Annotated in this window: 23 protein-coding genes; 18 read left to right on the top strand and 5 right to left on the bottom strand. The window is 52.8% G+C overall.

The window, feature by feature from the left end:
• Window positions 1-38 precede the first annotated feature (38 nt).
• Both yfcE and yfcD read left to right on the top strand, forming a co-directional pair.
• Complete coding sequence (yfcE, locus tag OGY04_RS20650; RefSeq protein ID WP_008785353.1) at window positions 39-590, top strand: phosphodiesterase; 552 nt, start codon at window positions 39-41, stop codon at window positions 588-590.
• Window positions 591-646: 56 nt separating this feature from the next.
• On the top strand, window positions 647-1,201 hold the full coding sequence (gene yfcD, locus OGY04_RS20645) for an NUDIX hydrolase YfcD (RefSeq protein WP_003834775.1): 555 nt from the start codon (window positions 647-649) through the stop codon (window positions 1,199-1,201).
• Between the two features lie 56 nt (window positions 1,202-1,257).
• Here the strand turns inward: yfcD and yfcC are convergent, their stop codons facing one another.
• The 3 genes from yfcC to ackA form a co-directional block, all read right to left on the bottom strand.
• Window positions 1,258-2,778 carry a putative basic amino acid antiporter YfcC gene (yfcC, locus tag OGY04_RS20640; RefSeq protein ID WP_286585971.1) on the bottom strand — a complete coding sequence of 507 codons (1,521 nt, stop codon included), beginning with the start codon at window positions 2,776-2,778 and terminating at the stop codon, window positions 1,258-1,260.
• A 199-nt stretch (window positions 2,779-2,977) separates the two neighbouring features.
• Window positions 2,978-5,119, bottom strand: a complete 2,142-nt coding sequence (pta, locus tag OGY04_RS20635; protein ID WP_003834771.1) for a phosphate acetyltransferase — start codon at window positions 5,117-5,119, stop codon at window positions 2,978-2,980.
• A gap of 75 nt (window positions 5,120-5,194) precedes the next feature.
• Complete coding sequence (ackA, locus tag OGY04_RS20630) at window positions 5,195-6,397, bottom strand: acetate kinase (RefSeq protein ID WP_003834770.1); 1,203 nt, start codon at window positions 6,395-6,397, stop codon at window positions 5,195-5,197.
• A 339-nt stretch (window positions 6,398-6,736) separates the two neighbouring features.
• Here ackA and yfbV point away from each other — a divergent pair, with 339 nt between their 5' ends.
• From yfbV to OGY04_RS20610, 4 genes are all read left to right on the top strand, one after another.
• Complete coding sequence (gene yfbV, locus OGY04_RS20625) at window positions 6,737-7,192, top strand: terminus macrodomain insulation protein YfbV (RefSeq protein ID WP_003028087.1); 456 nt, start codon at window positions 6,737-6,739, stop codon at window positions 7,190-7,192.
• A gap of 82 nt (window positions 7,193-7,274) precedes the next feature.
• Window positions 7,275-7,769: a YfbU family protein gene (locus OGY04_RS20620; RefSeq protein WP_003028086.1), complete on the top strand. Its 495-nt coding sequence runs from the start codon at window positions 7,275-7,277 to the stop codon at window positions 7,767-7,769.
• On the top strand, window positions 7,762-8,439 hold the full coding sequence (locus OGY04_RS20615; RefSeq protein ID WP_008785348.1) for a sugar phosphatase: 678 nt from the start codon (window positions 7,762-7,764) through the stop codon (window positions 8,437-8,439). Before OGY04_RS20620 ends, OGY04_RS20615 begins: the two co-directional genes overlap by 8 nt.
• 77 nt (window positions 8,440-8,516) lie before the next feature.
• Window positions 8,517-10,349: an SLC13 family permease gene (locus OGY04_RS20610; protein WP_032944084.1), complete on the top strand. Its 1,833-nt coding sequence runs from the start codon at window positions 8,517-8,519 to the stop codon at window positions 10,347-10,349.
• Between the two features lie 63 nt (window positions 10,350-10,412).
• On the opposite strand, the gene yfbR is transcribed toward OGY04_RS20610, so the two are convergent.
• Complete coding sequence (yfbR, locus tag OGY04_RS20605) at window positions 10,413-11,012, bottom strand: 5'-deoxynucleotidase (RefSeq protein WP_003028083.1); 600 nt, start codon at window positions 11,010-11,012, stop codon at window positions 10,413-10,415.
• Between the two features lie 83 nt (window positions 11,013-11,095).
• Window positions 11,096-12,313, bottom strand: a complete 1,218-nt coding sequence (gene alaA, locus OGY04_RS20600) for an alanine transaminase AlaA (protein ID WP_003028082.1) — start codon at window positions 12,311-12,313, stop codon at window positions 11,096-11,098.
• A 927-nt stretch (window positions 12,314-13,240) separates the two neighbouring features.
• Here alaA and lrhA point away from each other — a divergent pair.
• The 12 genes from lrhA (at window position 13,241) to nuoL (ending at window position 26,694) form a co-directional block, all read left to right on the top strand.
• Window positions 13,241-14,179, top strand: a complete 939-nt coding sequence (gene lrhA / locus OGY04_RS20595; RefSeq protein WP_003834760.1) for a transcriptional regulator LrhA — start codon at window positions 13,241-13,243, stop codon at window positions 14,177-14,179.
• A gap of 627 nt (window positions 14,180-14,806) precedes the next feature.
• Window positions 14,807-15,250, top strand: coding sequence for an NADH-quinone oxidoreductase subunit NuoA (gene nuoA / locus OGY04_RS20590; protein ID WP_003028077.1), 444 nt, complete (start codon window positions 14,807-14,809; stop codon window positions 15,248-15,250).
• Between the two features lie 15 nt (window positions 15,251-15,265).
• Window positions 15,266-15,928 carry an NADH-quinone oxidoreductase subunit NuoB gene (gene nuoB / locus OGY04_RS20585; RefSeq protein WP_003028075.1) on the top strand — a complete coding sequence of 221 codons (663 nt, stop codon included), beginning with the start codon at window positions 15,266-15,268 and terminating at the stop codon, window positions 15,926-15,928.
• Window positions 15,929-16,013: 85 nt separating this feature from the next.
• Window positions 16,014-17,816, top strand: coding sequence for an NADH-quinone oxidoreductase subunit C/D (gene nuoC / locus OGY04_RS20580; RefSeq protein ID WP_003834757.1), 1,803 nt, complete (start codon window positions 16,014-16,016; stop codon window positions 17,814-17,816).
• A 2-nt stretch (window positions 17,817-17,818) separates the two neighbouring features.
• Complete coding sequence (gene nuoE / locus OGY04_RS20575; protein WP_003028069.1) at window positions 17,819-18,319, top strand: NADH-quinone oxidoreductase subunit NuoE; 501 nt, start codon at window positions 17,819-17,821, stop codon at window positions 18,317-18,319.
• The gene (gene nuoF, locus OGY04_RS20570; RefSeq protein ID WP_003834753.1) at window positions 18,316-19,653 is read left to right on the top strand and encodes an NADH-quinone oxidoreductase subunit NuoF; all 1,338 of its coding nucleotides are present in this window, start codon (window positions 18,316-18,318) and stop codon (window positions 19,651-19,653) included. The genes nuoE and nuoF overlap by 4 nt, the downstream gene beginning before the upstream one ends.
• 80 nt (window positions 19,654-19,733) lie before the next feature.
• The gene (gene nuoG / locus OGY04_RS20565; RefSeq protein WP_032941985.1) at window positions 19,734-22,460 is read left to right on the top strand and encodes an NADH-quinone oxidoreductase subunit NuoG; all 2,727 of its coding nucleotides are present in this window, start codon (window positions 19,734-19,736) and stop codon (window positions 22,458-22,460) included.
• The gene (gene nuoH, locus OGY04_RS20560) at window positions 22,457-23,434 is read left to right on the top strand and encodes an NADH-quinone oxidoreductase subunit NuoH (protein WP_003028063.1); all 978 of its coding nucleotides are present in this window, start codon (window positions 22,457-22,459) and stop codon (window positions 23,432-23,434) included. Before nuoG ends, nuoH begins: the two co-directional genes overlap by 4 nt.
• 14 nt (window positions 23,435-23,448) lie before the next feature.
• Complete coding sequence (gene nuoI, locus OGY04_RS20555) at window positions 23,449-23,991, top strand: NADH-quinone oxidoreductase subunit NuoI (protein WP_003028062.1); 543 nt, start codon at window positions 23,449-23,451, stop codon at window positions 23,989-23,991.
• An 11-nt stretch (window positions 23,992-24,002) separates the two neighbouring features.
• Window positions 24,003-24,557: an NADH-quinone oxidoreductase subunit J gene (nuoJ, locus tag OGY04_RS20550; protein WP_003028059.1), complete on the top strand. Its 555-nt coding sequence runs from the start codon at window positions 24,003-24,005 to the stop codon at window positions 24,555-24,557.
• Window positions 24,554-24,856, top strand: coding sequence for an NADH-quinone oxidoreductase subunit NuoK (nuoK, locus tag OGY04_RS20545; protein WP_000612644.1), 303 nt, complete (start codon window positions 24,554-24,556; stop codon window positions 24,854-24,856). The genes nuoJ and nuoK overlap by 4 nt, the downstream gene beginning before the upstream one ends.
• Window positions 24,853-26,694 carry an NADH-quinone oxidoreductase subunit L gene (nuoL, locus tag OGY04_RS20540; protein ID WP_003834744.1) on the top strand — a complete coding sequence of 614 codons (1,842 nt, stop codon included), beginning with the start codon at window positions 24,853-24,855 and terminating at the stop codon, window positions 26,692-26,694. The genes nuoK and nuoL overlap by 4 nt, the downstream gene beginning before the upstream one ends.
• The last annotated feature ends 28 nt before the right edge of the window (window positions 26,695-26,722 follow it).

The following is a 26,722-nucleotide window of genomic DNA, read 5'->3' as shown; positions in this document are numbered from 1 at the left end:
AGTATCATTACAAGGTGATTTTCAGCGAGGAGTGAGTGATGAAACTGATGTTCGCATCGGACATTCATGGTTCGTTGCCAGCCACGGAACGCGTACTCGAACGGTTTGCTGCAAGCGGCGCGCAATGGCTGGTGATATTGGGTGATGTTTTAAACCACGGGCCGCGTAATGCGCTTCCAGAAGGCTATGCACCTGCGCAGGTTGCTGAACGGCTGAATGAGCTGGCATCGCGAATTATTGCGGTGCGTGGTAATTGCGACAGCGAAGTGGATCAGATGCTCCTGCATTTTCCGATGACTGCGCCGTGGCAGCAAATTCTGACAGAAAACCAGCGACTCTTTTTGACGCACGGACACCTTTTTGGCCCGCAAAATATGCCGGTGCTCAATGCGGGCGATGTTCTGGTTTATGGGCATACTCATCTGCCGGTTGCTGAGCGGCGCGAGGGTATCTATCATTTCAATCCCGGCTCGGTAAGCATCCCGAAAGGGGGCTTTGCGGCAAGTTACGGGATTCTGGATGATAATGTTCTCAGCGTAATGGCACTCAATGATCAAAGTGTTATTGCACAGGTCGAGATTAATCCGTAATTTACCCCACAAACATAAACGCGCCGTAAGAGCGCCAGAAAAAAGAAGGTTTCCTGATGGTGGAACAGCGTCGTTTGGCAAGTACTGAATGGGTGGATATTGTGAATGAAGACAACGAAGTCATTGCACAGTCCAGCCGGGAACAAATGCGGGCGCAACGCTTACGCCATCGTGCAACGTATATCGTTGTGCATGATGGTATGGGCAAAATTCTGGTTCAACGTCGCACTGAGACAAAAGATTTTTTGCCCGGCATGCTGGATGCCACCGCAGGCGGTGTGGTTCAGGCTGATGAGCAGATGCTGGAATCAGCGCGTCGTGAAGCAGAAGAGGAACTGGGGATTGCGGGCGTGCCGTTTGCCGAGCATGGTCAGTTTTACTTTGAAGACCAGAACTGTCGCGTATGGGGTGGGTTGTTTAGCTGCGTTTCCCACGGACCGTTTGCGCTTCAGGAAGATGAGGTCAGTGAAGTTTGCTGGTTGACGCCGGAAGAAATTACCGCGCGCTGCGACGAATTTACACCGGACTCCCTGAAAGCCCTGGCGCTGTGGATGACCCGCAACGCCAAGAATGAAGGGGCGAAAGCCGAAAAGCAGGAAGAAGCTGAGTAAACTCTGTTCATCCGGCCTACTGCATCGAGAAATCGAGTAGGCCGGACGCACACTTTTTAATGGTAACCCATCATCTGCGCGCCAATCACCACCACGCTGGACATAATAAACAGCAGTCCCAACAGCGTAGCACCTACCTTCAGCCAGTTACGAAAATCCACCCGACAAACGCCTAACGTAGCCATCAGAGATGCTGACGTCGGATAGATAATATGACTGAATCCGTCGCCAAACTGGAAGGCCAGGACTGTGACCTGACGGTTTACGCCAACCAGATCGCCCAGCGGTGCCAGTAGCGGCATGGTTAACGCAGCCTGACCAGAGCCGGAAGTGACGAAGAAATTAAATACTGCCTGGAACAATAGCATAAACCACGCCGCGATGGCGTTATCCAGCCCGCTGATGCCATTGGCAATGCTGTGCAGCAGAGTGTTTAACACGCTGGCTTCACCCGCCTCTCCATTACCGACCAGCAGTAAAATGCCTTTAGCAAAACCAACCAGCAGGGCAGGGGCAATCATCATTCGTGCGCCCTCAGTGAATGAGGAGGCCATGATGTTGAGCGTCATGCCGTTGAGCCGAAACACGACGCCGATAATGCCAATCACCAGACCCATCGTGAAGAACTGACTGGCGATTTCAGGAATAAACCATGCGTTGACGATAACGCCCCAGACAACCCAAATCATCACCGCGGTCAGCACCAGTAGCACTAACCAGTCGCCCAGCGTGAAGCGTCGTTCCACGACCTCGTCCTGCTGCTCGCGAAAGAAGCGGTCGGATTCATGTACCCGGGACAAAAGCGGATTCTTTTTGATACGCGCCGCATAGGCCAGCGTGAAGGTCAGCCCGATTAACGTAGCGATCACCCAGACCACGATGCGTAGCCCGGAACCAGAGAGCACCGGTACCCCCGCAATACCTTGCGCGACCACCACGCAAAATGGGTTCATCCATGAGCTGGCGAAACCAATCTGAGTCGCGATATAGGTAACCAGCACGGTGGTGATACTGTCGTAACCTAGCCGTACCATCAAAGGCGCGATGATAATGGCAAAGGCAACAGCCTCTTCCCCCATGCCAAACACCGCGCCGCCTAAGGAGAAGAGAATAAACAGCACTGGGATAAACAGGACCTCGTTGCCCCGCGTATGGCGAATGAGCGCCAGGATGCCGTTATCAATGGTGCCGGTACGCATAACGATGCCGAATGCGCCGCCAATGACCAGCATAAACATAATGATGCCGACAGCAGTGCCGAATTTCGAGCCGGAGGTTAATCCTTCAAACGGGAAATTCATCAGGCCTGGGCGTTCATCTCCGGTGGTGAATAACTGCACCCGGTGATACTGCTCTTCACCTGCGTCGTTGGTCAGAATACGAAAGGAATGGGGGTCAACCACCTTACGGGTTTTGGTTTGTCCATCAACCTGATACTGCACTTCCTGGCTGTCGAACATCCCGACGGGAACAACCCATGTCGCCAGACTGGTTAAAACGGCGACGAAAAAAATAATCACCAGCGTGTCGGGCATCGCCCATTTTTTAGCTGGCTGTGATTCTGTTACTGCTGACATGAAAGACTATCCCTGTTGCAACGCAAAAGAGAGTAAGTATGCGAACAGAAGAATAGTTATTCATTGATGCAGCGCATCCAGGCAAATGTTTCAGATTATGCCAAAAGGGAAATAGACATAAAAAAACCGGAAATATCAGCTATTTCCGGTTTGATAAGCAGATGTGTTGCCGGATAAGAGATCCGGCACACTCGGCAGGTTACTGCTGCTGGGAAGACTGGATCGCGGTCAGTGCGATGGTGTAGACGATATCGTCTACCAGCGCGCCACGAGACAGGTCGTTCACCGGCTTGCGCATACCCTGCAGCATTGGCCCGATGGAGATCAGGTCGGCAGAACGCTGTACCGCTTTGTAAGTGGTGTTACCGGTGTTCAGATCCGGGAAGATGAACACGGTAGCGCGACCTGCAACCGGAGAGTTCGGCGCTTTGGATTTCGCTACGTCAGCCATAACAGCGGCGTCGTACTGCAGCGGACCGTCGATCATCAGGTCAGGACGTTTTTCCTGTGCCAGACGGGTTGCTTCGCGAACTTTCTCTACGTCACTACCTGCACCAGAAGTACCGGTGGAGTAGGAGAGCATCGCTACGCGCGGTTCGATACCGAAGGCAATTGCGGAATCAGCGGACTGAATCGCGATTTCTGCCAGCTGCTCTGCAGTCGGATCCGGGTTGATCGCGCAGTCGCCGTAAACGTAAACCTGATCCGGCAGCAGCATGAAGAACACGGAAGACACCAGAGAGCTACCCGGTGCAGTTTTGATCAGCTGCAGCGGCGGACGGATGGTGTTCGCGGTGGTGTGTACTGCACCAGAAACCAGACCGTCAACATCGTCCTGTTCCAGCATCAGGGTACCGAGAACCACGTTGTCTTCCAGCTGTTCGCGGGCAACGGTTTCGGTCATACCTTTGTTTTTACGCAGTTCGACCAGGCGAGCAACGTAGCTTTCGCGAACCACATCTGGATCAACGATTTCTACGCCAGCGCCCAGTTCAACGCCCTGAGAGGCTGCAACGCGGGTGATCTCATCCGGGTTACCCAGCAGTACGCAGGTTGCGATACCACGTTCAGCACAGATGGCTGCCGCTTTAACGGTACGCGGTTCGTCGCCTTCCGGCAGAACAACGCGTTTGCCCGCTTTGCGCGCCAGCTCGGTCAACTGATAACGGAACGCTGGCGGAGACAGACGACGGCTACGCTCAGAGGTTGCAGTCAGGGATTCAATCCAGTCAGCGTTGATGTAGTTAGCAACGTATTCCTGAACTTTCTCAATGCGCTCGTGATCGTCAACCGGAACTTCCAGGTTGAAGCTCTGCAGGCTCAGAGAGGTCTGCCAGGTGTTGGTGTTTACCATGAATACCGGCAGGCCAGTTTCAAATGCACGTTCGCACAGTTTAGTGATGCGCGCGTCCATTTCGTAGCCGCCAGTCAGCAGCAGAGCACCGATTTCTACGCCGTTCATAGCAGCCAGACATGCTGCAACCAGCACGTCAGGACGGTCGGCAGAAGTCACCAGCAGAGAACCTGCGCGGAAGTGCTCCAGCATGTGCGGAATGCTGCGTGCGCAGAACGTCACAGACTTCACGCGACGGGTGTTGATATCGCCTTCGTTAACGATGGTGGCGTTCAGGTGACGCGCCATATCGATTGCACGGGTAGCGATCAGATCGAAGCTCCATGGCACCGCGCCCAGAACCGGCAGCGGACTGGATTCTTGCAGTTTAGCCGGATCAACTTTGATCACTTTCGCTTTGGAAGAGTCGTCGAAAATCTCGGACAGATCCGGGCGAGTACGGCCCTGCTCATCAACCGGTGCGTTCAGTTTGTTAACGATTACGCCGGTGATGTTGGTGTTTTTCGCGCCGCCGAAGCTGCTGCGAGTCAGTTCAATACGCTCGTTCAGCTGTTCCGGGGTGTCGGTACCCTGAGACATAACGAAGACGATTTCCGCGTTCAGCGTTTTCGCGATTTCGTAGTTCAGAGACTGCGCGAACTGATGTTTACGGGTTGGGACCAGGCCTTCAACCAGTACAACTTCAGCGTCTTTGGTGTTCGCGTGGTAGTTCGCGATGATCTCTTCCATCAGCACATCTTTCTGATTGCTGGACAGTAAAGATTCAACGTGGCTCATCTTCAGCGGCTCAGCGGCTGGCAGAGAAGAGTTAGCACGGACGATGCTGGTAGTCTGGTCTGGCGCATCGCCACCGGCACGCGGTTGAGCGATCGGCTTAAAGACGCTCAGACGAACGCCTTTGCGTTCCATTGCGCGGATCACGCCAAGGCTGACGCTGGTCAGGCCGACGCTGGTTCCGGTAGGGATCAGCATAATAATACGGGACACGGTTTATCCTCTTTCGTTACCGCCAATTTAGACGGGTTACAAAACAGCACCGCCAGCTAGGCTGGCGGTGTGAAATCAGGCAGTCAGACGGCTCGCGTCTTGCGCGATAACCAGTTCTTCGTTGGTTGGGATAACCAGCGCAGGACGGGTACCTTCTTTGTTGATGAAACCAGATTTGCCGAAACGTGCGGCCAGGTTACGTTCGTGGTCAACTTCAAAGCCCAGAACGCCCAGTTTGCCCAGAGACAGTTCACGAACCATCGCTGCGTTTTCACCGATACCACCGGTGAAGACAACTGCATCCAGACGACCATCCATCAGCGCAGTGTAAGAACCGATGTATTTCGCCAGACGGTGGCAGTAAACGTCCATTGCACGTTTAGCGTCTTCTTTAGTAGCGTAGTTATCTTCAACATAACGGCAGTCGCTGGTGACTTCGGTCAGACCCAGCAGGCCGGACTCTTTGGTCAGCATTTTGTTGATCTGGTCAACGCTCATGCCCAGGGTATCGTGCAGGTGGAAGATGATCGCCGGATCGATGTCACCGGAACGCGTACCCATCACCAGACCTTCCAGCGGGGTCAGACCCATGGAGGTATCAACACATTTACCGTTACGGATAGCAGATACAGAACCGCCATTGCCCAGGTGGCAAGTGATGATGTTCAGCTCTTCAACCGGTTTGTTCAGCACTTTTGCCGCTTCCTGAGTGACGAAGAAGTGGCTGGTACCGTGCGCGCCGTAACGACGAACGCCATGTTCTTTGTACAGGCTGTACGGCAGAGCATAGAGGTAAGACTCTTCCGGCATAGTCTGATGGAACGCGGTGTCGAATACAGCCACGTTTTTGTCTTTCAGATTAGGGAAGGATTTCAGCGCTTCTGCGATACCGATCAGGTGAGCCGGGTTATGCAGCGGTGCGAAAGAGGCAGAATCTTTGATGCCCTGAATAACGGAATCATCGATAACCACGGAGCTGGTGTACTTCTCGCCGCCGTGTACGATACGGTGACCAATAGCGGTCAATTGCGCAGACAATTCTGGTTTTTGTGCCAGAATAGTGTTAACGATAAAGTTCAGCGCTTCACTGTGAGCGGCGCCTGCACCTAAAGCCGCTTCTTGTTTACCGCCGTCCATTTTCCACTTGATACGTGCTTCTGGGAGATGGAAACATTCGGCTAAACCAGAGAGGTATTCTTCACCGTTTACTGCATCGATGATGGCAAATTTCAGTGAGGAGCTACCGCAGTTCAGAACCAGTACTAACTTACTCGACATGGAAGTACCTATTTATGATACGTGGCTAAAAAAACGTCAGGGAGTCATAGAGCGTAGCGCATGATGACACCGACGTTTATGATTAACATCATGCGCCATAGTCTTTTTGGGCACGATGGAATAAATACCTTTGAGTCTATGTCATTTTGCGTATTTTTCAGGCAATGGCATAATGTATGCCAATTTGACGACTCAATGATTTTGGACTACAGGCCTTACAGGCCGGCACAGGATACCTGAATGTGGGTATCAAAGACAAAATGTTTTGAACGATGTCCCATGTAGTTGTTGTTTTGCACAAATTTTTTAATTTTTATATGTGAAGTTGAGGTAACCGCCATGTCGACACCGGATAATCGCTCCGTCAATTTTTTTAGCTTGTTTCGCCGGGGGCAGCACTATGCAAAGACGTGGCCAATGGAAAAGCGCCTTGCGCCCGTGTTTGTTGAGAACCGCGTGATCCGCATGACGCGTTACGCGATTCGTTTTATGCCGCCTATCGCCGTCTTCACCTTATGTTGGCAAATTGCGTTAGGAGGGCAGTTGGGCCCGGCCGTGGCGACTGCGCTGTTTGCGCTTAGCCTGCCGATGCAGGGGATGTGGTGGCTGGGAAAACGTTCCGTAACGCCGCTGCCCCCTTCAATTCTCAATTGGTTCTACGAAGTTCGGGGTAAATTGCAAGAAGCTGGGCAGGCGCTCTCTCCGGTAGAAGGAAAGCCGGATTACCAGGCGCTGGCTGACACGCTTAAGCGCGCCTTCAAACAACTGGATAAAACTTTCCTTGATGATTTGTAATTGACCCCTGATTACGCATATAAAAGAAGGCACAAGATGCCTTCTTTTTTTCATCTCAGTAGTAGTGATACAGGAGTCCCAAATGGAAATGACCAACGCTCAACGTCTGATTTTGTCGAATCAGTACAAAATGATGACTATGCTCGATCCAACTAACGCCGAGCGTTATCGTCGTTTGCAGACGATTATTGAACGCGGTTACGGCTTGCAGATGCGTGAGCTGGATCGTGAGTTTGGTGAACTGACGGAAGAAACCTGTCGTACGATTATCGATATTATGGAGATGTATCACGCATTACATGTGTCCTGGACTAATCTTAAGGATGCGCAGGCTATTGATGAGCGTCGCGTGACCTTCCTCGGTTTTGACGCCGCAACGGAAGCCCGTTTCCTCGGGTACGTTCGTTTTATGGTCAATGTGGAAGGTCGTTACACCCACTTTGATGCGGGTACGCATGGCTTCAACGCCCAGACCCCAATGTGGGAAAAATATCAGCGTATGCTGAATGTTTGGCACTCTTGCCCGCGTCAGTATCACCTGAGCGCGAATGAAATTAACCAAATCATTAATGCCTGAGGGGGCGAGCGTGCAGTGCAAAGGTTTTCTGTTTGATCTGGATGGAACGCTGGTCGATTCCTTACCCGCAGTAGAGCGTGCGTGGTGCAACTGGGCCGATCGCTTCGGCCTCGATCACGCCGAGGTACTCGGCTTTATTCATGGTAAGCAGGCCATTACCTCCCTGCGACACTTTATGGTGGGCAAGTCTGAGGCAGAGATCGCCGCGGAATTTACCCGTCTGGAGCAGATCGAAGCGACGGAAACCGCCGGGATCACCGCGCTGCCGGGGGCAGTTGATTTACTCAACCATCTCAATAAAGCAGGTATTCCATGGGCGATTGTGACCTCCGGTTCTATGCCAGTCGCACGTGCGCGTCATCGTGTTGCCGGGCTTCCTGCTCCTGAAGTGTTTGTCACCGCCGAGCGGGTAAAAAGAGGGAAACCAGAGCCAGACGCGTATCTGTTAGGTGCTCAGCTTCTGGGCCTGGCACCGCAGGAATGTGCAGTCGTGGAAGATGCCCCCGCCGGGGTGCTCTCAGGATTGGCTGCTGGGTGTCATGTCATCGCGGTTAACGCGCCAGCGGATACGCCACGTCTGGACGAGGTTGATTTTTCGCTGACCAGTCTGGAACATATTTCTGTGACCAAACAACCCAACGGAAATGTGGTCGTTATAAGAAATACCTGATCATGATTTAGCCCCAGATTGTTGGGGCTTTTTTATGGCAGAATCAGCCCATCCCTCTCATTTAACAAGGATATGTTGTGAACGGTGAATTGATATGGGTTCTCTCATTGCTGGCGATTGCCGTCGTCTTGTTTGCAACTGGCAGAGTGCGTATGGACGCGGTCGCTTTGCTGGTCATTATTGCCTTTGTTCTGAGCGGAACATTGAGCATCACAGAGGCTTTTTCCGGGTTCAGCGATCCTAACGTTATTTTGATAGCGGCTTTATTCATTATCGGCGACGGTCTGGTGCGTACCGGCGTGGCGACGGTAATGGGTGCCTGGCTGGTGAAGGTCGCTGGCAGCAGTGAAGTTAAAATGCTGGTGTTGCTGATGATAACCGTAGCCGGACTCGGTGCCTTCATGAGTTCGACCGGTGTGGTCGCCATCTTTATTCCGGTTGTCTTAAGCGTTTCCATGCGCATGCAAATCTCCCCCTCACGCCTGATGATGCCATTGAGCTTTGCCGGATTGATAAGCGGCATGATGACGCTGGTGGCAACCCCGCCGAACCTGGTCGTCAACAGTGAATTGTTACGTGAAGGACTTAACGGTTTTAGCTTTTTTAGCGTAACCCCACTGGGACTGGTGGTGTTGGTACTCGGCATAATTTATATGCTGGTGATGCGTTTTATGCTGAAAGGTGAAGACTCCGGGCAGCCGGGAGACGGCTGGAAGCGCCGGACCTTTCGCGATCTGATCAAAGAATATCGCCTGACAGGGCGTGCCCGTCGCCTGGCGATTCGCCCGGGTTCTCCCATGATTGGCCAACGTCTGGATGATCTGAAATTGCGTGAGCGCTACGGGGCAAACGTGATTGGTGTTGAACGCTGGCGGCGTTTTCGCCGCGTGATTGTCGATGTTAACGGGGTTTCTGAGTTCCGTGCCCGTGACGTATTGCTGATCGATATGTCAGCGGCCGACGTCGACCTGCGTGAATTTTGCAGCGAGCAACTGTTGGAGCCGATGGTGCTGCGCGGTGAATACTTCTCCGAGCAGGCGCTTGACGTGGGTATGGCCGAGATTTCATTAATCCCTGAATCGGAATTGATCGGCAAAACGGTACGGGAAATCGCTTTTCGTACGCGTTATGGCCTGAATGTCGTCGGACTGAAGCGTGATGGTACGGCACTGGCCGGAGCGGTGGTGGATGAACCACTGCTGATGGGCGATATCATTCTGGTAGTGGGTAACTGGAAACTCATCACTTTGTTGGGGCAAAAAGGGCGCGATTTCGTGGTGCTGAATATGCCCGTGGAAGTCAGTGAAGCTTCTCCGGCGCACAGCCAGGCGCCGCATGCGATTTTCTGTCTGGTGCTGATGGTCGCGTTAATGCTTACCGATGAAATCCCTAATACGGTTGCCGCGATTATCGCCTGTTTGCTGATGGGAAAATTCCGCTGCATCGATGCCGAAAGCGCCTATAAAGCCATTCACTGGCCAAGTATTATTTTGATTGTCGGAATGATGCCCTTTGCGCTGGCATTACAGAAAACGGGCGGTGTTGATCTGGTGGTTAAAGGGCTAATGGACGTTGGTGGAGGGTACGGCCCGTATATGATGCTGGGCTGCCTGTTCGTGCTGTGCGCGACCATTGGGTTATTTATCTCTAACACTGCGACGGCGGTACTGATGGCGCCGATTGCGCTGGCGGCAGCAAAGTCGATGGGCGTTTCGCCGTATCCTTTTGCGATGGTGATTGCGATGGCGGCTTCCGCAGCCTTTATGACGCCAGTGTCTTCACCGGTAAACACACTGGTACTCGGGCCGGGTAACTACAGCTTTAGCGATTTCGTAAAAATTGGCGTGCCGTTTACCATCATTGTGATGGTGGTGTGCGTGGTGATGATCCCGATGCTGTTTCCGTTTTGATTTTTATGTGCCGGATGGCGGCTAACGCCTCATCCGGCCTACAAAGGAAGTGTCGCCGCAAACTTACAATGGAGAATCCTGACTGATTTCATCTAATGAAAGGTGAAAACTCGGGACGAACACGTCCATAAAGTAGTCCATCTCTTCGCTGCGTCGTGACTCCAGCGTTTTTTCCAGACGTGTTTTCGCCAGCAGAAATTCGTTGTTACCGGCGGAGAGTTCTTCCAGGCACTTCAGATACGCGCACAGGGCATCGGCCTGTTTAACAATCGACCTCTCTTCTTCACTTAAGGCATGTTCATCAATGAGCGGCGCAAAAATATCGCGCAGCTCATCGGGAACCATATCGACCAGTTTTTGTTGGGCAATTTTCTCTATCGCTTTATATTCTTGGGCAATCTGCGAGTTGAAATATTTCACTGGGGTAGGGAGATCGCCGGTTAACACCTCTGACGCATCGTGATACATCGCCAGCAGGGCAATACGCTCAGCATTAACCTGACCACCAAATTTACGGTTTTTAATTGCGGCCAGCGCATGGGCAACCATGGCAACCTGCAGACTGTGTTCGGACACGTTTTCGGTGCGCACGTTGCGCATCAGCGGCCAGCGGTTAATGAGTTTCAGACGGGAGAGGTGGGCAAAAAAGTGGCTCTGCTTCATAACGACCCTTACTCAGTGACTTCAGTAACGGTATTTTGCGCAGAGAGTGCTACCGGATGCAAACCCGGCAGCACTTTGCGTGGTTACAGCTGGCGATACCCTGACAGGAAACGCTCAAATTTACTCAGCGACATTTCGATATCGTCAATACGCGGTAGCGTGACGATGCGGAAATGATCCGGCCACGGCCAGTTGAATGCCGTCCCCTGGACCAGCAGTACTTTTTCCTGCAACAGGAAGTCGAGTACCATCTTCTGGTCGTCATGAATATTAAAGCGTTTAGCATCAATTTTCGGGAACATATACAGCGCACCGCGCGGTTTTACGCAAGAGACGCCGGGGATGTCATTAAGCAGTTCCCAGGCGCGGTTACGTTGCTCATACAGACGTCCGCCTGGCATGATGAATTCGCTGATGCTCTGATATCCACCCAGTGCGGTCTGAATGGCATGTTGTGCCGGAACGTTGGCACACAGGCGCATAGAAGCCAGCATCTCAAGGCCTTCGATATACCCTTTGGCATGTTTCTTCGGTCCGTTCAGTACCATCCAGCCCTGGCGGAAACCGGCAACACGATAGGTTTTTGACAGGCCGTTAAAGGTAATAGTCAGCAGGTCAGGGGCCATTGCCGCAATCGAGTGGTGCTCGGCGTCATCGTAAAGAATTTTGTCGTAAATCTCGTCCGCAAAGATGATGAGATTGTTTTGGCGGGCAATCTCAACAATCTCCATCAGCAGCTCTTTAGAATACACCGCGCCGGTTGGGTTGTTTGGGTTGATGATGACGATCCCACGGGTACGCGGCGTAATTTTGGCGCGGATATCATCCAGGTCCGGGAACCAGTCTGACGATTCGTCACACAGGTAGTGCACGGCATTACCACCAGAGAGCGAAACCGCCGCCGTCCATAGTGGATAATCAGGTGCAGGAACCAGCATTTCGTCCCCACTGTTTAGCAATGCCTGCATGGCCTGCACAATCAATTCAGATACGCCGTTACCGATATAGATATCTTCCACGGTTACGTCGCGCATCCCACGGGCCTGGTAATGCTGCATGATTGCTTTGCGGGCTGAATAAAGGCCTTTGGAATCGCAATATCCTTGCGCAGTTGGCAAATTGCGGATCACATCCACCAAAATTTCATCTGGCGCTTCAAACCCGAAAGGTGCAGGGTTGCCGATGTTCAGTTTCAGAACTTTGTTGCCTTCTTCTTCCAGGCGCTTTGCTTCCTTCAGAACCGGGCCGCGAATGTCATAACAGACGTTTTCTAATTTGCTGGATTTTTCAATGGGGGACATGAACGTTGACCTTTTTAGCTGTGAATGCCACTCCCTGCCGTGGAAGTCAGCCCAGCACAATGTACTCCCACGACGGTGAGTTTTGAAGGGTCTTTAGTAGAAGATTTTGGAAAGCAGGAGGATTATAATTCACTATTAATAACTAAGTAATGTGATTTTTGTGGAGTAATAATCTGGATTGTTGTGTTTTTTGTGGTTTATATTTTGTTTTGTTAGTGTGGGTATGGTGATTTGTCTGGTCAAAAAAAGTTAGGCCTGTAAAGAAAAAAGTAGCCGAGATCTCAGCTGAATGGCGTAATTCGAAAATACTGAGGTTTTGCCTGCGAAATCTGTTATCGGTCTGATCCCTGCGTGATACGGTGTGAATCCATTGTTAAGCATAATTAATGAATTGAGAGATTCTTAATTAATTATTATTTATTATTTAAACGACATCAAATTGAGTGGGCCAATAATACGAAAACCGTTGCACTGACATAACACCAATTTGCCCGGAATTATTCGCGATAACACTTATAAATATAGTGGTTTTAGGTTAAGATAACTCCTATGAAATGGTGTGTGGTACGAATTTTACGATAATTCAAATGTTTGTTGGTTGTTCCTAACATCCTGAAAAGTTAGTTTTTAATGTGTAAATTATTGTTCGTTAACTATTTTTTAAATTTACAAAATTTACATGTTTCCCATTAGTCAGAATCATCCAGCAGCTAAAAATACGGCTCTTTCTCGTTGCTATATTCCGATGAATATCACGGGTATTAAAATAGCTCAGAAAGAGAATTGTTTCGTTTGTTAAACCAAATACATCCTTATTTTCACTTGGTTACACTAAGCGAAACTGAAGGGAGGCACATTACAAATGGAGTTGTTTGATTCTGAATGCACAGCATTAACCCGGTATGACCCGCGAGTAAGTGAAAAACTATGATAAATGCAAATCGTCCGATAATTAACCTCGACCTCGATCTGCTGAGAACCTTTGTTGCTGTTGCCGACCTGAATACCTTTGCGGCTGCGGCAGCTGCGGTATGTCGAACTCAGTCTGCGGTAAGTCAGCAAATGCAGCGTCTTGAACAACTTGTGGGGAAAGAGTTGTTCGCGCGCCATGGACGCAACAAACTGCTGACCGAGCATGGTATCCAGCTGTTGGGTTACGCCAGGAAAATACTGCGATTTAATGATGAGGCATGCTCATCATTGATGTTTAACAATCTTCAGGGGGTGTTAACTATCGGTGCTTCTGATGAATCCGCCGATACCATACTCCCTTTTCTGCTTAACCGTATAAGTTCGGTTTATCCGAAACTTGCACTGGATGTCAGAGTGAAACGCAACGCCTACATGGTGGAGATGCTTAAGTCGCAAGAAGTGGATTTAGTGGTCACCACTAACCGACCTGGCGATTTTGAGTGCCTGAATTTGCGAACTTCACCGACGCACTGGTATTGCGCAGCCGAATATATCCTGCAAAAAGGGGAACCGGTGCCGTTAGTTCTGCTGGACGATCCCAGCCCGTTTCGCGATATCGTGCTGGCGACGTTGAATGCTGCACAGATCCCGTGGCGTTTGGCTTATGTCGCTTCAACATTGCCTGCGGTCCGCGCGGCGGTAAAAGCAGGGCTGGGCGTTACTGCCCGTCCTGTCGAAATGATGAGCCCGGATTTACGCGTACTGGGTGCGGCGGACGGATTGCCACCTCTGCCTGATACCGAGTATCTGTTGTGCAGCGATCCGGCCACGCAAAATGAATTAGCTCAGGTTATCTTTAAGTCGATGCAGACATATCAAAATCCTTGGCAATACAATCAGTTTACCCCTGAAGGGGGAGATGACTCGCTGATTGTTGAAGGCGACTTTGAGTAAAGCGTCACAAAAAAACGTTTTAAAATGTAAGTGTAAAAAAGAGCCACTGATGATGAAAAAACATCCAGCGGCTCTTTTTTTATGCAAATATTACTGCTTTCTGTTCATTGATATACTAAAACTTAACAAAATCAGCAGGTAAAAAAACAGACTGACAATAGAGTGAAAAATAATCAGCTGAGTTACCAAATGTTTCCATGTTAAAAAACTAGAGAAATTGTTGCTGTTTTTTATGGTGAATTAACAAAAGCGTGTCACAGATCAAGAAAATACTCCCATTTAGGGGGAGGCATCTGGGTGAATTCCTGTCAAAATAGACGTGTATTATCTTTTTTACTTCACTACGGACACGATTCAACAACATTAAAAATGACCGATGATGCAATCGAAATGGGTCTAAAGAGCACTTTATGTTAATGAAGTTGGAACAGTGTAAAATAATGTGAGGAAACTTTTGTTAAAGTTGACAAAAGGTTATAGAAAGGAGTAAAAAACCCCATCAATTAGCTGTATAAAATGATTTTTCACAGTGATTGTAAGGTTTTTTTTATTCCTCCCCATGAATCGATGTGGCGTTCATCTGCCGAAAAGAGCAGAGAATTTGGCGCTACTTTTGATGAGTAAGCAATGAGTATGTCAACATCCACTGAAATCATCGCTCATCACTGGGCATTCGCTATCTTTCTTATCGTTGCCATTGGCCTGTGCTGCCTGATGCTCGTCGGCGGCTGGTTTTTAGGGGGTCGCGCACGCGCGAGATCTAAAAACGTGCCGTTTGAATCAGGTATCGACTCGGTCGGCACCGCCCGCCTGCGCCTGTCTGCCAAGTTTTATCTGGTAGCCATGTTCTTCGTTATCTTCGACGTTGAAGCGCTGTATCTGTTCGCATGGTCAACTTCTATCCGTGAAAGCGGTTGGATTGGCTTTGTGGAAGCTGCAATTTTTATTTTTGTGTTACTGGCAGGTCTGGTTTATCTGGTGCGTATTGGCGCGCTGGACTGGACGCCCGCGCGTTCACGCCGCGAGCGTATGAACCCGGAAACGAACAGTATCGCTAATCGTCAACGCTAACCGCGAGGCATTAAGATGGATTATACGCTCACCCGCATAGATCCTAACGGTGAGAACGACCGTTACCCCCTGCAAAAACAGGAGATCGTAACCGACCCCCTGGAACAAGAAGTTAACAAAAACGTGTTCATGGGCAAACTGCATGACATGGTTAACTGGGGCCGTAAAAACTCAATTTGGCCATATAACTTTGGCCTTTCCTGCTGCTACGTTGAGATGGTGACCTCGTTTACCGCCGTGCACGATGTGGCCCGTTTTGGTGCGGAAGTACTGCGTGCATCGCCGCGTCAGGCTGACCTGATGGTCGTAGCCGGAACCTGCTTTACCAAAATGGCGCCAGTTATTCAGCGCCTCTACGATCAGATGCTGGAACCGAAATGGGTTATTTCCATGGGCGCATGCGCCAACTCCGGCGGTATGTACGACATCTATTCTGTGGTGCAGGGCGTTGATAAATTTATTCCGGTCGATGTGTACATCCCGGGATGTCCGCCGCGCCCAGAAGCGTATATGCAGGCTCTGATGCTGCTGCAAGATTCCATTGGCAAAGAACGCCGTCCGCTCTCCTGGGTGGTTGGCGATCAGGGCGTTTATCGCGCCAATATGCAGTCAGAACGCGAGCGTAAACGCGGCGAACGTATTGCTGTAACGAATCTTCGTACACCAGACGAGATTTAATTTGCGCCTGTCGGCAGCAGCACTTCCTTCGCTTATCACTACATAAATAGCGCGAAGCACTGCCGACCACCACGGACCATTTGCAATGGTGAACAATATGACCGACTTAACCGCGCAAGACGCCGTATGGCAAACACGGGATCACCTTGATGACCCGGTCATTGGCGAACTGCGCAACCGTTTTGGGCCGGATGCCTTTACCGTTCAGGCGACTCGCACCGGGGTACCCGTTGTTTGGGTCAAGCGTGAACAATTACTGGAAGTTGGCGATTTCTTAAAGAGACTGCCGAAACCTTACGTCATGCTGTTTGACTTACACGGCATGGACGAACGTCTGCGTACGCACCGCGAAGGGTTACCTGCCGCGGATTTTTCCGTTTTCTATCACCTGATCTCCATTGAACGCAATCGCGATATCATGCTCAAGGTGGCTTTGTCTGAAAACGATCTGCGCGTACCGACTTTCACCAAACTGTTCCCGAACGCCAACTGGTATGAGCGTGAAACCTGGGAAATGTTTGGCATCGATATCGAAGGTCACCCGCACCTGACGCGTCTGCTGATGCCGCATACCTGGGAAGGTCATCCGCTGCGTAAAGACTACCCGGCGCGTGCGACCGAATTCGATCCGTTTGAGCTGACTAAAGCCAAACAGGATCTGGAAATGGAAGCGCTGACCTTCAAACCAGAAGATTGGGGTATGAAGCGTAGCACCGAAAACGAGGACTTCATGTTCCTCAACCTCGGTCCTAACCACCCGTCTTCTCACGGTGCTTTCCGTATTGTGCTGCAGCTTGATGGCGAAGAAATCGTCGACTGCGTACCTGACATCGGCTACCACCACCGTGGCGCTGAAAAGATGGGTGAACGTCAGTCCTGGCACAGCTACATTCCGTACACCGACCGTATTGAGTACCTCGGCGGCTGCGTAAACGAAATGCCTTACGTACTGGCCGTTGAGAAGCTGGCTGGTATCACCACGCCGGATCGCGTCAACGTGATTCGCGTGATGTTGTCCGAACTGTTCCGTATCAACAGCCACCTGCTGTACATCTCCACGTTCATTCAGGACGTCGGCGCGATGACCCCGGTATTCTTCGCCTTTACCGACCGTCAGAAAATCTATGACGTGGTGGAAGCGATCACCGGTTTCCGTATGCACCCGGCCTGGTTCCGTATCGGCGGTGTGGCACACGATCTGCCGCGCGGTTGGGACAAGCTGCTGCGTGACTTCCTCGACTGGATGCCAAAACGTCTGGATTCTTACGAGAAAGCCGCACTGCGTAACACCATCCTGAAAGGCCGTTCGCAGGGCGTTGCCGCTTACGGTAAGAAAGAAGCGCTGGACTGGGGTTGTACCGGTGCTGCGCTGCGCGCGACCGGTATTGATTTCGACGTGCGTAAAGCGCGTCCGTACTCTGGCTACGAAAACTTTGACTTTGAAGTCCCGGTTGGCGGCGGCGTTTCTGACTGCTATACCCGCGTGATGCTGAAAGTTGAAGAGCTGCGCCAGAGTCTGCGCATTCTTGAGCAGTGCCTCAATAACATGCCGGAAGGCCCGTTCAAAGCGGATCACCCGCTGACGACGCCGCCGCCGAAAGAGCGCACGCTGCAACATATCGAAACCCTTATCACCCACTTCCTGCAGGTTTCGTGGGGCCCGGTTATGCCGGCAAACGAGTCCTTCCAGATGGTGGAAGCGACCAAGGGTATCAACAGTTACTACCTGACCAGCGATGGCAGCACCATGAGTTACCGTACCCGTATCCGTACCCCGAGCTATGCGCACCTGCAGCAGATCCCGGTAGCGGTACGTGGCAGCCTGGTGTCCGACTTAATCGTCCATCTGGGTAGTATCGATTTTGTTATGTCAGATGTGGACCGCTAATTATGCACGAGAATCAACAACCACAAACCGAGGCTTTTGAGCTGAGTGCGGCTGAGCGTGAAGCGATTGAGCACGAGAAGCACCACTACGAAGACCCGCGTGCGGCGTCCATTGAAGCGCTGAAAATCGTTCAGAAACAGCGTGGCTGGGTGCCGGATGGGGCGATCTATGCGATCGCTGATGTGCTGGGTATTCCGGCAAGCGACGTAGAAGGTGTTGCTACGTTTTATAGCCAGATCTTCCGCCAGCCGGTAGGTCGCCACGTGATCCGCTATTGCGACAGCGTGGTGTGCCATATCAACGGCTACCAGGGGATCCAGGCCGCGCTTGAGAAAAAACTCAACATCAAGCCGGGGCAGACGACCTTTGATGGTCGCTTTACGCTGCTGCCGACCTGTTGCCTGGGGAACTGCGATAAAGGGCCAAACATGATGATCGATGAGGATACTCACGCTCACCTGACCCCGGAAGGCATTCCCGAACTACTGGAGCGGTATAAATGAAAGACATTATCCGTACTCCCGAAACCCATCCGCTGACCTGGCGTCTGCGTGATGACAAACAGCCGGTCTGGCTGGACGAATACCGTAGCAAGAACGGCTACGAAGGTGCGCGTAAGGCCCTGACCGGGCTGTCACCGGACGAAATCGTTAATCAGGTAAAAGACGCTGGCCTGAAAGGGCGCGGCGGCGCGGGCTTTTCCACCGGTCTGAAGTGGAGCCTGATGCCGAAAGACGAATCTATGAACATCCGTTACCTGCTGTGTAACGCCGATGAAATGGAGCCGGGCACCTATAAAGACCGTCTGCTGATGGAACAGCTGCCGCACCTGCTGGTGGAAGGCATGCTGATTTCCGCGTTTGCGCTGAAAGCGTACCGTGGTTACATCTTCCTGCGCGGTGAATATATCGAAGCCGCCGTGCATCTGCGTCGCGCAATTGCCGAAGCGACCGAAGCCGGTCTGCTTGGCAAAAACATTATGGGCACCGGTTTCGACTTCGAACTGTTTGTCCACACCGGGGCAGGGCGTTACATCTGCGGTGAAGAAACCGCGCTGATCAACTCCCTCGAAGGTCGCCGTGCTAACCCACGTTCCAAGCCGCCGTTCCCGGCAAGCTCTGGCGCATGGGGTAAGCCGACCTGCGTGAACAACGTCGAAACCCTGTGTAACGTACCGGCTATCCTCGCGAACGGCGTGGAGTGGTACCAGAACATTTCGAAGAGCAAAGACGCGGGCACCAAGCTGATGGGCTTCTCTGGTCGCGTGAAGAATCCTGGCCTGTGGGAACTGCCTTTCGGTACTACCGCGCGTGAGATCCTCGAAGATTACGCGGGCGGCATGCGCGATGGACTGAAGTTCAAAGCCTGGCAGCCTGGCGGCGCAGGGACTGACTTCCTGACCGAAGCACACCTCGATCTGCCGATGGAATTCGAAAGCATTGGTAAAGCAGGTAGCCGTCTGGGCACCGCGCTGGCCATGGCTGTCGATCACGAGATTGGCATGGTTCCTTTGGTGCGTAACCTCGAAGAGTTCTTTGCCCGCGAGTCTTGCGGCTGGTGTACGCCGTGCCGTGACGGTCTGCCGTGGAGTGTGAAAATTCTGCGTGCGCTGGAGCGTGGCGAAGGCCAGCCTGGGGATATCGAGACACTTGAGCAACTGTGTCGTTTCCTCGGCCCGGGTAAAACCTTCTGTGCACACGCACCGGGTGCAGTGGAACCGCTGCAGAGCGCCATTAAATATTTCCGCGAAGAATTCGAAGCTGGCATCAAGCAGTCCTTCAGCAATACCCATCAGATTGGTGGTATTCAGCCGAACCTGCTGAAAGAGCGCTGGTGATTACAGGGTTAGCCCTGTGTCGCGATAAGAAATTCGATTAACGCTCGGTTACGACCGAGCCAACTGGAAGCATGCTGACTATGGCTACGATTCATGTAGACGGCAAAGAATATGAGGTCAACGGAGCGGACAACCTGCTGGAAGCTTGTCTGTCTCTCGGCCTTGATATTCCGTACTTTTGCTGGCACCCGGCGCTGGGAAGCGTCGGTGCTTGCCGCCAGTGTGCGGTGAAGCAATATCAAAACGCGGAAGACACGCGTGGTCGCCTGGTGATGTCTTGTATGACACCGGCCACCGAAGGCACCTTTATTTCTATTGATGACGAAGAAGCGAAACAGTTCCGCGAAAGCGTCGTGGAGTGGTTGATGACTAACCACCCGCACGACTGTCCGGTCTGTGAAGAGGGCGGCAACTGCCACCTGCAGGATATGACCGTCATGACCGGTCACAGCTTCCGTCGCTACCGCTTCACGAAGCGTACTCACCGTAACCAGGACCTGGGGCCGTTCATCTCTCACGAAATGAACCGCTGCATCGCCTGCTATCGCTGCGTACGTTACTACAAAGATTACGCCGATGGCGCGGATCTGGGCGTCTATGGCGCACATGACAACGTCTACTTTGGCCGCCCGGAAGACGGTACGCTCGAAAGCGAGTTCTCCGGTAACCTGGTAGAAATTTGCCCGACCGGCGTCTTCACCGATAAAACGCACTCTGAGCGTTATAACCGTAAATGGGACATGCAGTTTGCGCCGAGCATCTGCCAGCAGTGTTCCATCGGCTGTAACACCAGCCCGGGCGAGCGCTACGGTGAACTGCGTCGTATCGAAAACCGTTATAACGGTACCGTTAACCACTACTTCCTCTGCGACCGTGGTCGTTTTGGCTATGGTTACGTGAACCTGAAAGACCGTCCGCGTCAGCCGGTACAGCGTCGTGGCGATGACCTGATCACGCTGAACGCCGAGCAGGCGATGCAGGGCGCGGCAGATATTCTGCGTCAGTCGAAGAAAGTAATTGGTATCGGCTCCCCGCGCGCCAGCGTTGAAAGTAACTTCGCGCTGCGTGAACTGGTGGGTGCGGATAACTTCTATACCGGTATCGCCCAGGGCGAGCAGGAACGTCTGCAACTGGCACTGAGCGTGCTGCGTGACGGCGGGATTCATACTCCGGCACTGCGCGAAATCGAATCTTATGATGCGGTTCTGGTGCTGGGCGAAGATGTCACCCAGACCGGCGCACGCGTTGCGCTGGCAGTGCGTCAGGCGGTGAAAGGTAAAGCGCGTGAAATGGCGGCGGCACAGAAAGTGGCTGACTGGCAGATCGCAGCAATCCTTAACATCGGCCAGCGTGCTAAGCACCCGCTGTTCGTTACCAACGTCGATAACACCCGTCTGGATGACATCGCCGCATGGACCTATCGTGCACCGGTTGAAGATCAGGCGCGTTTAGGTTTCGCTATCGCTCATGCGCTGGATAACAACGCTCCGGCGGTTGACGGTATCGACCGTGACCTGCAGAACAAAATTGACGTTATCGTTCAGGCACTGGCCGGGGCGAAGAAACCACTGATTATTTCCGGCACCAACGCCGGTAGCGCCGAAGTGATTCAGGCGGCTGCCAACGTGGCGAAGGCGCTGAAAGGCCGTGGCGCAGACGTCGGCATCACCATGATTGCTCGCTCTGTTAACAGCATGGGCCTGGGTATGATTGGCGGTGGTTCCCTTGACGATGCGCTGACCGAGCTGGAAACAGGTCGTGCTGACGCCGTTGTGGTGCTGGAGAATGACCTGCATCGCCATGCTTCAGCAACGCGTGTGAACGCTGCGCTGGCGAAAGCACCGCTGGTACTGGTCATTGACCATCAGCGTACGGCAATTATGGAAAACGCTCATCTGGTGCTTTCCGCCGCAAGCTTCGCCGAAAGCGATGGTACGGTGATTAACAACGAAGGCCGCGCTCAGCGTTTCTTCCAGGTCTACGACCCGTCCTACTACGACAGTAACACTGTGATGCTGGAAAGCTGGCGCTGGCTGCACTCGCTGCACAGCACCGTGCAGAGCCGCGAAGTGGACTGGACGCAGCTCGACCACGTTATTGACGCGGTCGTTGAGAAGCTGCCGCAACTGGCGGGTATCAAAGATGCCGCGCCGGACGCAAGCTTCCGTATCCGTGGACAGAAATTGGCTCGTGAACCGCACCGCTACAGCGGTCGTACCGCAATGCGCGCTAACATCAGCGTACACGAACCGCGCCAGCCGCAGGACAAAGACACTATGTTCGCCTTCTCTATGGAAGGGAACAACCAACCGTCTGCGCCGCGTTCACAAATTCCGTTTGCCTGGGCTCCGGGCTGGAACTCCCCACAGGCGTGGAACAAGTTCCAGGATGAAGTGGGCGGTAAACTGCGTCATGGCGATCCGGGCGTGCGTCTGATCGAAGCTTCTGCAGATGGTATGGATTACTTCACTACCGTTCCGGCGAGCTTCCAGGCTCAGGATGGTCAGTGGCGTATAGCGCCGTACTACCATCTGTTTGGCAGCGACGAAATGTCCCAGCGTGCGCCAGTCTTCCAGACCCGTATGCCGCAGCCGTACATCAAACTCAACCCGGCTGATGCCGCGAAGTTGGGGGTTAATGCCGGTACGCGGGTTTCTTTCAGCTACGATGGCAACACGGTTACGCTGCCGGTTGAAATCGCTGAAGGATTAACGGCAGGGCAGGTTGGTTTGCCGATGGGTATGCCTGGCATCGCGCCGGTTCTGGCAGGTGCGCGTCTTGAGGATCTGCAGGAGGCACAACAATGAGTTGGATTACACCCGATCTGATTGAGATCCTGCTGAGCATTCTCAAAGCGGTCGTGATCCTGCTGGTGGTGGTCACCTGCGGGGCATTCATGAGCTTTGGCGAACGTCGTCTGCTGGGTCTGTTCCAGAACCGTTACGGACCGAACCGTGTTGGCTGGGGCGGTTCGCTCCAGCTGGTTGCGGACATGATCAAGATGTTCTTTAAAGAAGACTGGATCCCGAAATTCTCGGATCGCGTCATCTTTACCCTGGCACCGATGATCGCCTTTACCTCGCTACTGCTGGCTTTCGCCATCGTGCCGGTGAGTCCGAACTGGGTGGTTGCTGATCTGAACATCGGGATCCTGTTCTTCCTGATGATGGCGGGCCTCGCGGTATACGCGGTGCTGTTCGCCGGCTGGTCCAGTAACAACAAATACTCCCTGCTCGGTGCGATGCGTGCGTCTGCGCAGACGCTGAGTTACGAAGTGTTCCTCGGGCTTTCCCTGATGGGCGTGGTGGCGCAGGCCGGTTCATTTAACATGACCGACATCGTCAATAACCAGGCTGATATCTGGAACGTTATTCCGCAGTTCTTTGGTTTTGTCACCTTTGCCATCGCGGGCGTGGCGGTGTGCCACCGTCACCCGTTTGACCAGCCAGAAGCCGAGCAGGAACTGGCCGACGGTTACCACATTGAATATTCCGGTATGAAATTCGGTTTGTTCTTCGTGGGTGAATACATCGGTATCGTCACCATTTCTGCACTGATGGTTACCCTGTTCTTCGGTGGCTGGCATGGCCCGTTCTTACCGCCATTCGTCTGGTTCGCGCTGAAAACCGCGTTCTTCATGATGATGTTCATTTTGATTCGTGCGTCGTTACCGCGTCCTCGTTATGACCAGGTAATGTCCTTCGGCTGGAAAGTCTGTCTGCCGCTGACGCTCGTCAACTTGCTGGTAACGGCGGCTGTCATTCTCTGGCAGGCGCAATAAGGGACACAAAGACCATGACCTTAAAAGAATTGTTCGTAGGTTTCGGCACCCAGGTACGCAGTATCTGGATGATCGGCCTGCATGCGTTCGCGAAACGCGAAACGCAGATGTATCCGGAAGAGCCGGTCTATCTACCGCCCCGTTTTCGTGGTCGTATCGTTCTGACTCGTGATCCAGACGGTGAAGAGCGCTGCGTTGCCTGTAACCTGTGTGCGGTAGCGTGTCCGGTAGGCTGTATTTCTCTGCAAAAAGCAGAGACCAAAGATGGCCGCTGGTATCCGGAGTTTTTCCGCATTAACTTCTCACGCTGCATTTTCTGCGGCCTGTGCGAAGAAGCCTGTCCGACTACGGCTATTCAGCTGACTCCAGATTTCGAGCTGGGTGAGTACAAGCGCCAGGACCTGGTTTACGAGAAAGAGGATCTGCTGATCTCCGGTCCGGGCAAATACCCGGAATATAACTTCTACCGGATGGCAGGTATGGCAATCGACGGCAAAGATAAGGGCGAAGCAGAGAACGAAGCTAAGCCTATCGACGTCAAGAGCCTGTTACCGTAAGGAGAGGGGCAATGGAGTTCGCTTTTTATATCTGTGGCCTGATAGCCATTCTCGCAACCTTGCGGGTGATCACCCACACCAATCCGGTACACGCGTTGCTGTACCTGATTATTTCGCTGCTGGCGATTTCTGGGGTGTTCTTCTCGTTAGGCGCTTACTTCGCCGGTGCGCTGGAAATTATCGTCTACGCGGGCGCCATCATGGTGCTGTTCGTGTTCGTGGTGATGATGCTCAACCTTGGTGGTTCTGAAATTGAACAGGAACGTCAGTGGCTGAAACCGCAGGTGTGGATTGGTCCGGCGATTCTGTCGGCCATTATGCTGGTGGTTATTGTTTACGCCATTCTGGGCGTTAACGATCAGGGCATCGACGGCACGCCAATTAGCGCGAAAGCAGTCGGTATTTCCCTGTTCGGACCGTATGTACTGGCGGTTGAACTGGCTTCGATGCTGCTGCTGGCGGGTCTGGTTGTGGCCTTCCACGTAGGGCGCGAAGAGCGTTCTGGTGAAGTGCTGAGCAATCGCACCGATGACCGCGCGAAAAGAAAAACGGAGGAGCACGCATGATCCCCTTACAACATGGACTGATCCTCGCTGCGATCTTATTCGTGCTGGGCTTAACAGGTCTGGTTATCCGCCGCAATCTGCTGTTTATGCTGATCGGGCTGGAAATCATGATTAACGCCTCCGCGTTGGCCTTTGTGGTCGCCGGAAGCTACTGGGGCCAGACCGATGGTCAGGTGATGTATATTCTCGCCATCAGCCTTGCGGCTGCCGAAGCGAGCATTGGGCTTGCGCTGTTGCTGCAACTTCATCGCCGTCGCCAGAACCTGAACATCGATTCAGTAAGTGAGATGCGTGGATGAACATGCTTGCCTTAACCATTATTCTGCCATTTATTGGCTTTGTATTACTGGCGTTTTCTCGTGGTCGTTGGTCAGAAAATCTGTCCGCTACCGTGGGTGTCGGGTCGATCGGTCTGGCTGCGCTGGTGACTGCGTTTGTTGGCGTTGATTTCTTTGCCAATGGCCAGCAGGCTTACAGCCAGCCGCTGTGGACGTGGATGTCAGTCGGCGACTTCAACATCGGTTTTAACCTGGTGCTGGACGGCCTGTCGCTGACCATGCTCTCTGTGGTGACCGGCGTTGGTTTCCTGATCCACATGTTCGCCTCCTGGTATATGCGCGGAGAAGAGGGCTATTCTCGTTTCTTCGCCTACACCAACCTGTTTATCGCCAGCATGGTGGTTCTGGTGCTGGCGGATAACCTGCTGCTGATGTACCTCGGCTGGGAAGGCGTGGGCCTGTGCTCCTATCTGCTGATTGGTTTCTACTACACCGATCCGAAGAATGGCGCTGCGGCAATGAAAGCCTTCGTGGTAACCCGTGTTGGTGACGTATTCCTGGCGTTCGCGTTGTTCATCCTCTACAACGAGCTGGGCACGCTGAACTTCCGCGAAATGGTGGAACTGGCGCCTGCGCACTTTGCAGACGGTAACAACATGCTGATGTGGGCAACCCTGATGCTGCTGGGCGGTGCGGTCGGTAAATCTGCACAACTGCCGTTGCAGACCTGGCTTGCTGATGCGATGGCCGGCCCGACGCCTGTCTCCGCGTTGATCCACGCCGCGACGATGGTTACCGCTGGTGTCTACCTGATAGCCCGTACGCACGGCCTGTTCCTGATGACGCCTGAAATCCTGCACCTGGTGGGGATTATCGGTGCTATCACTCTGGTGCTGGCGGGTTTTGCTGCGCTGGTACAGACCGACATCAAACGCGTTCTTGCGTACTCCACCATGAGCCAGATTGGTTATATGTTCCTTGCTCTCGGCGTACAGGCGTGGGATGCGGCGATTTTCCACCTGATGACGCACGCCTTCTTTAAAGCGCTGCTGTTCCTGGCATCCGGCTCGGTTATCCTGGCTTGCCACCACGAACAGAACATCTTCAAGATGGGCGGGCTGCGTAAGTCAATTCCGCTGGTGTATCTCTGCTTCCTGATCGGTGGCGCGGCGCTGTCGGCTCTGCCGCTGATTACCGCTGGCTTCTTCAGTAAGGATGAGATTCTGGCCGGTGCGATGGCGAACGGTCATATCAATCTGATGGTTGCAGGTCTGGTCGGTGCGTTCATGACCTCTCTGTATACCTTCCGTATGATTTTCATCGTGTTCCACGGTAAAGAACAAATTCACGCTCACGCAGGGAAGGGGATTACCCATCATCTGCCGCTGATTGTGCTGATGATCCTGTCCACCTTCGTTGGCGCGCTGATTGTGCCGCCGCTGCAGGGTGTACTGCCTGCGACGACCGAGCTTGAGCATGGTCGCGTCATGACGCTGGAAATTACCTCCGGTATCGTAGCGATTGCGGGCATCCTGATCGCAGCATGGCTGTGGCTGGGTAAACGCACGCTGGTGACGTCGATTGCGAACAGTGCGCCGGGCCGCCTGCTGGGTACCTGGTGGTATAACGCCTGGGGCTTCGACTGGCTGTACGACAAAGTGTTCGTTAAGCCGTTCCTGGGTGTTGCCTGGTTGCTGAAACGCGATCCGCTCAACTCAATGATGAACATCCCGGCGATCCTTTCCCGCTTTGCAGGTAAAGGCCTGCTGTTGAGCGAGAACGGTTATCTGCGCTGGTATGTTGCATCAATGAGCATCGGCGCCGTCGTTGTGCTGGCACTGTTGATGGTACTGCGTTGAGTTTGTTGGCTGGATGAACGATTGCCGT

It is taken from the genome of Citrobacter sp. Cpo091, from assembly GCF_030332645.1.
Lineage (GTDB): Bacteria > Pseudomonadota > Gammaproteobacteria > Enterobacterales > Enterobacteriaceae > Citrobacter > Citrobacter portucalensis.
The sequence above is the reverse complement of the archived record's forward strand: the minus strand, read 5'-3'. Positions and strand labels throughout refer to the sequence as shown.

Coding starts and splice junctions, on each gene's coding strand:
- yfcE (WP_008785353.1), top strand. CDS start 39: ATGAAACTGATGTTCGCATCGGACATTCATGGTTCGTTGCCAGCCACG.
- yfcD (WP_003834775.1), top strand. CDS start 647: ATGGTGGAACAGCGTCGTTTGGCAAGTACTGAATGGGTGGATATTGTG.
- yfcC (WP_286585971.1), bottom strand. CDS start 2,778: ATGTCAGCAGTAACAGAATCACAGCCAGCTAAAAAATGGGCGATGCCC.
- ackA (WP_003834770.1), bottom strand. CDS start 6,397: ATGTCGAGTAAGTTAGTACTGGTTCTGAACTGCGGTAGCTCCTCACTG.
- yfbV (WP_003028087.1), top strand. CDS start 6,737: ATGTCGACACCGGATAATCGCTCCGTCAATTTTTTTAGCTTGTTTCGC.
- OGY04_RS20620 (WP_003028086.1), top strand. CDS start 7,275: ATGGAAATGACCAACGCTCAACGTCTGATTTTGTCGAATCAGTACAAA.
- OGY04_RS20615 (WP_008785348.1), top strand. CDS start 7,762: ATGCCTGAGGGGGCGAGCGTGCAGTGCAAAGGTTTTCTGTTTGATCTG.
- yfbR (WP_003028083.1), bottom strand. CDS start 11,012: ATGAAGCAGAGCCACTTTTTTGCCCACCTCTCCCGTCTGAAACTCATT.
- alaA (WP_003028082.1), bottom strand. CDS start 12,313: ATGTCCCCCATTGAAAAATCCAGCAAATTAGAAAACGTCTGTTATGAC.
- lrhA (WP_003834760.1), top strand. CDS start 13,241: ATGATAAATGCAAATCGTCCGATAATTAACCTCGACCTCGATCTGCTG.
- nuoA (WP_003028077.1), top strand. CDS start 14,807: ATGAGTATGTCAACATCCACTGAAATCATCGCTCATCACTGGGCATTC.
- nuoB (WP_003028075.1), top strand. CDS start 15,266: ATGGATTATACGCTCACCCGCATAGATCCTAACGGTGAGAACGACCGT.
- nuoC (WP_003834757.1), top strand. CDS start 16,014: ATGGTGAACAATATGACCGACTTAACCGCGCAAGACGCCGTATGGCAA.
- nuoE (WP_003028069.1), top strand. CDS start 17,819: ATGCACGAGAATCAACAACCACAAACCGAGGCTTTTGAGCTGAGTGCG.
- nuoF (WP_003834753.1), top strand. CDS start 18,316: ATGAAAGACATTATCCGTACTCCCGAAACCCATCCGCTGACCTGGCGT.
- nuoG (WP_032941985.1), top strand. CDS start 19,734: ATGGCTACGATTCATGTAGACGGCAAAGAATATGAGGTCAACGGAGCG.
- nuoH (WP_003028063.1), top strand. CDS start 22,457: ATGAGTTGGATTACACCCGATCTGATTGAGATCCTGCTGAGCATTCTC.
- nuoI (WP_003028062.1), top strand. CDS start 23,449: ATGACCTTAAAAGAATTGTTCGTAGGTTTCGGCACCCAGGTACGCAGT.
- nuoJ (WP_003028059.1), top strand. CDS start 24,003: ATGGAGTTCGCTTTTTATATCTGTGGCCTGATAGCCATTCTCGCAACC.
- nuoK (WP_000612644.1), top strand. CDS start 24,554: ATGATCCCCTTACAACATGGACTGATCCTCGCTGCGATCTTATTCGTG.
- nuoL (WP_003834744.1), top strand. CDS start 24,853: ATGAACATGCTTGCCTTAACCATTATTCTGCCATTTATTGGCTTTGTA.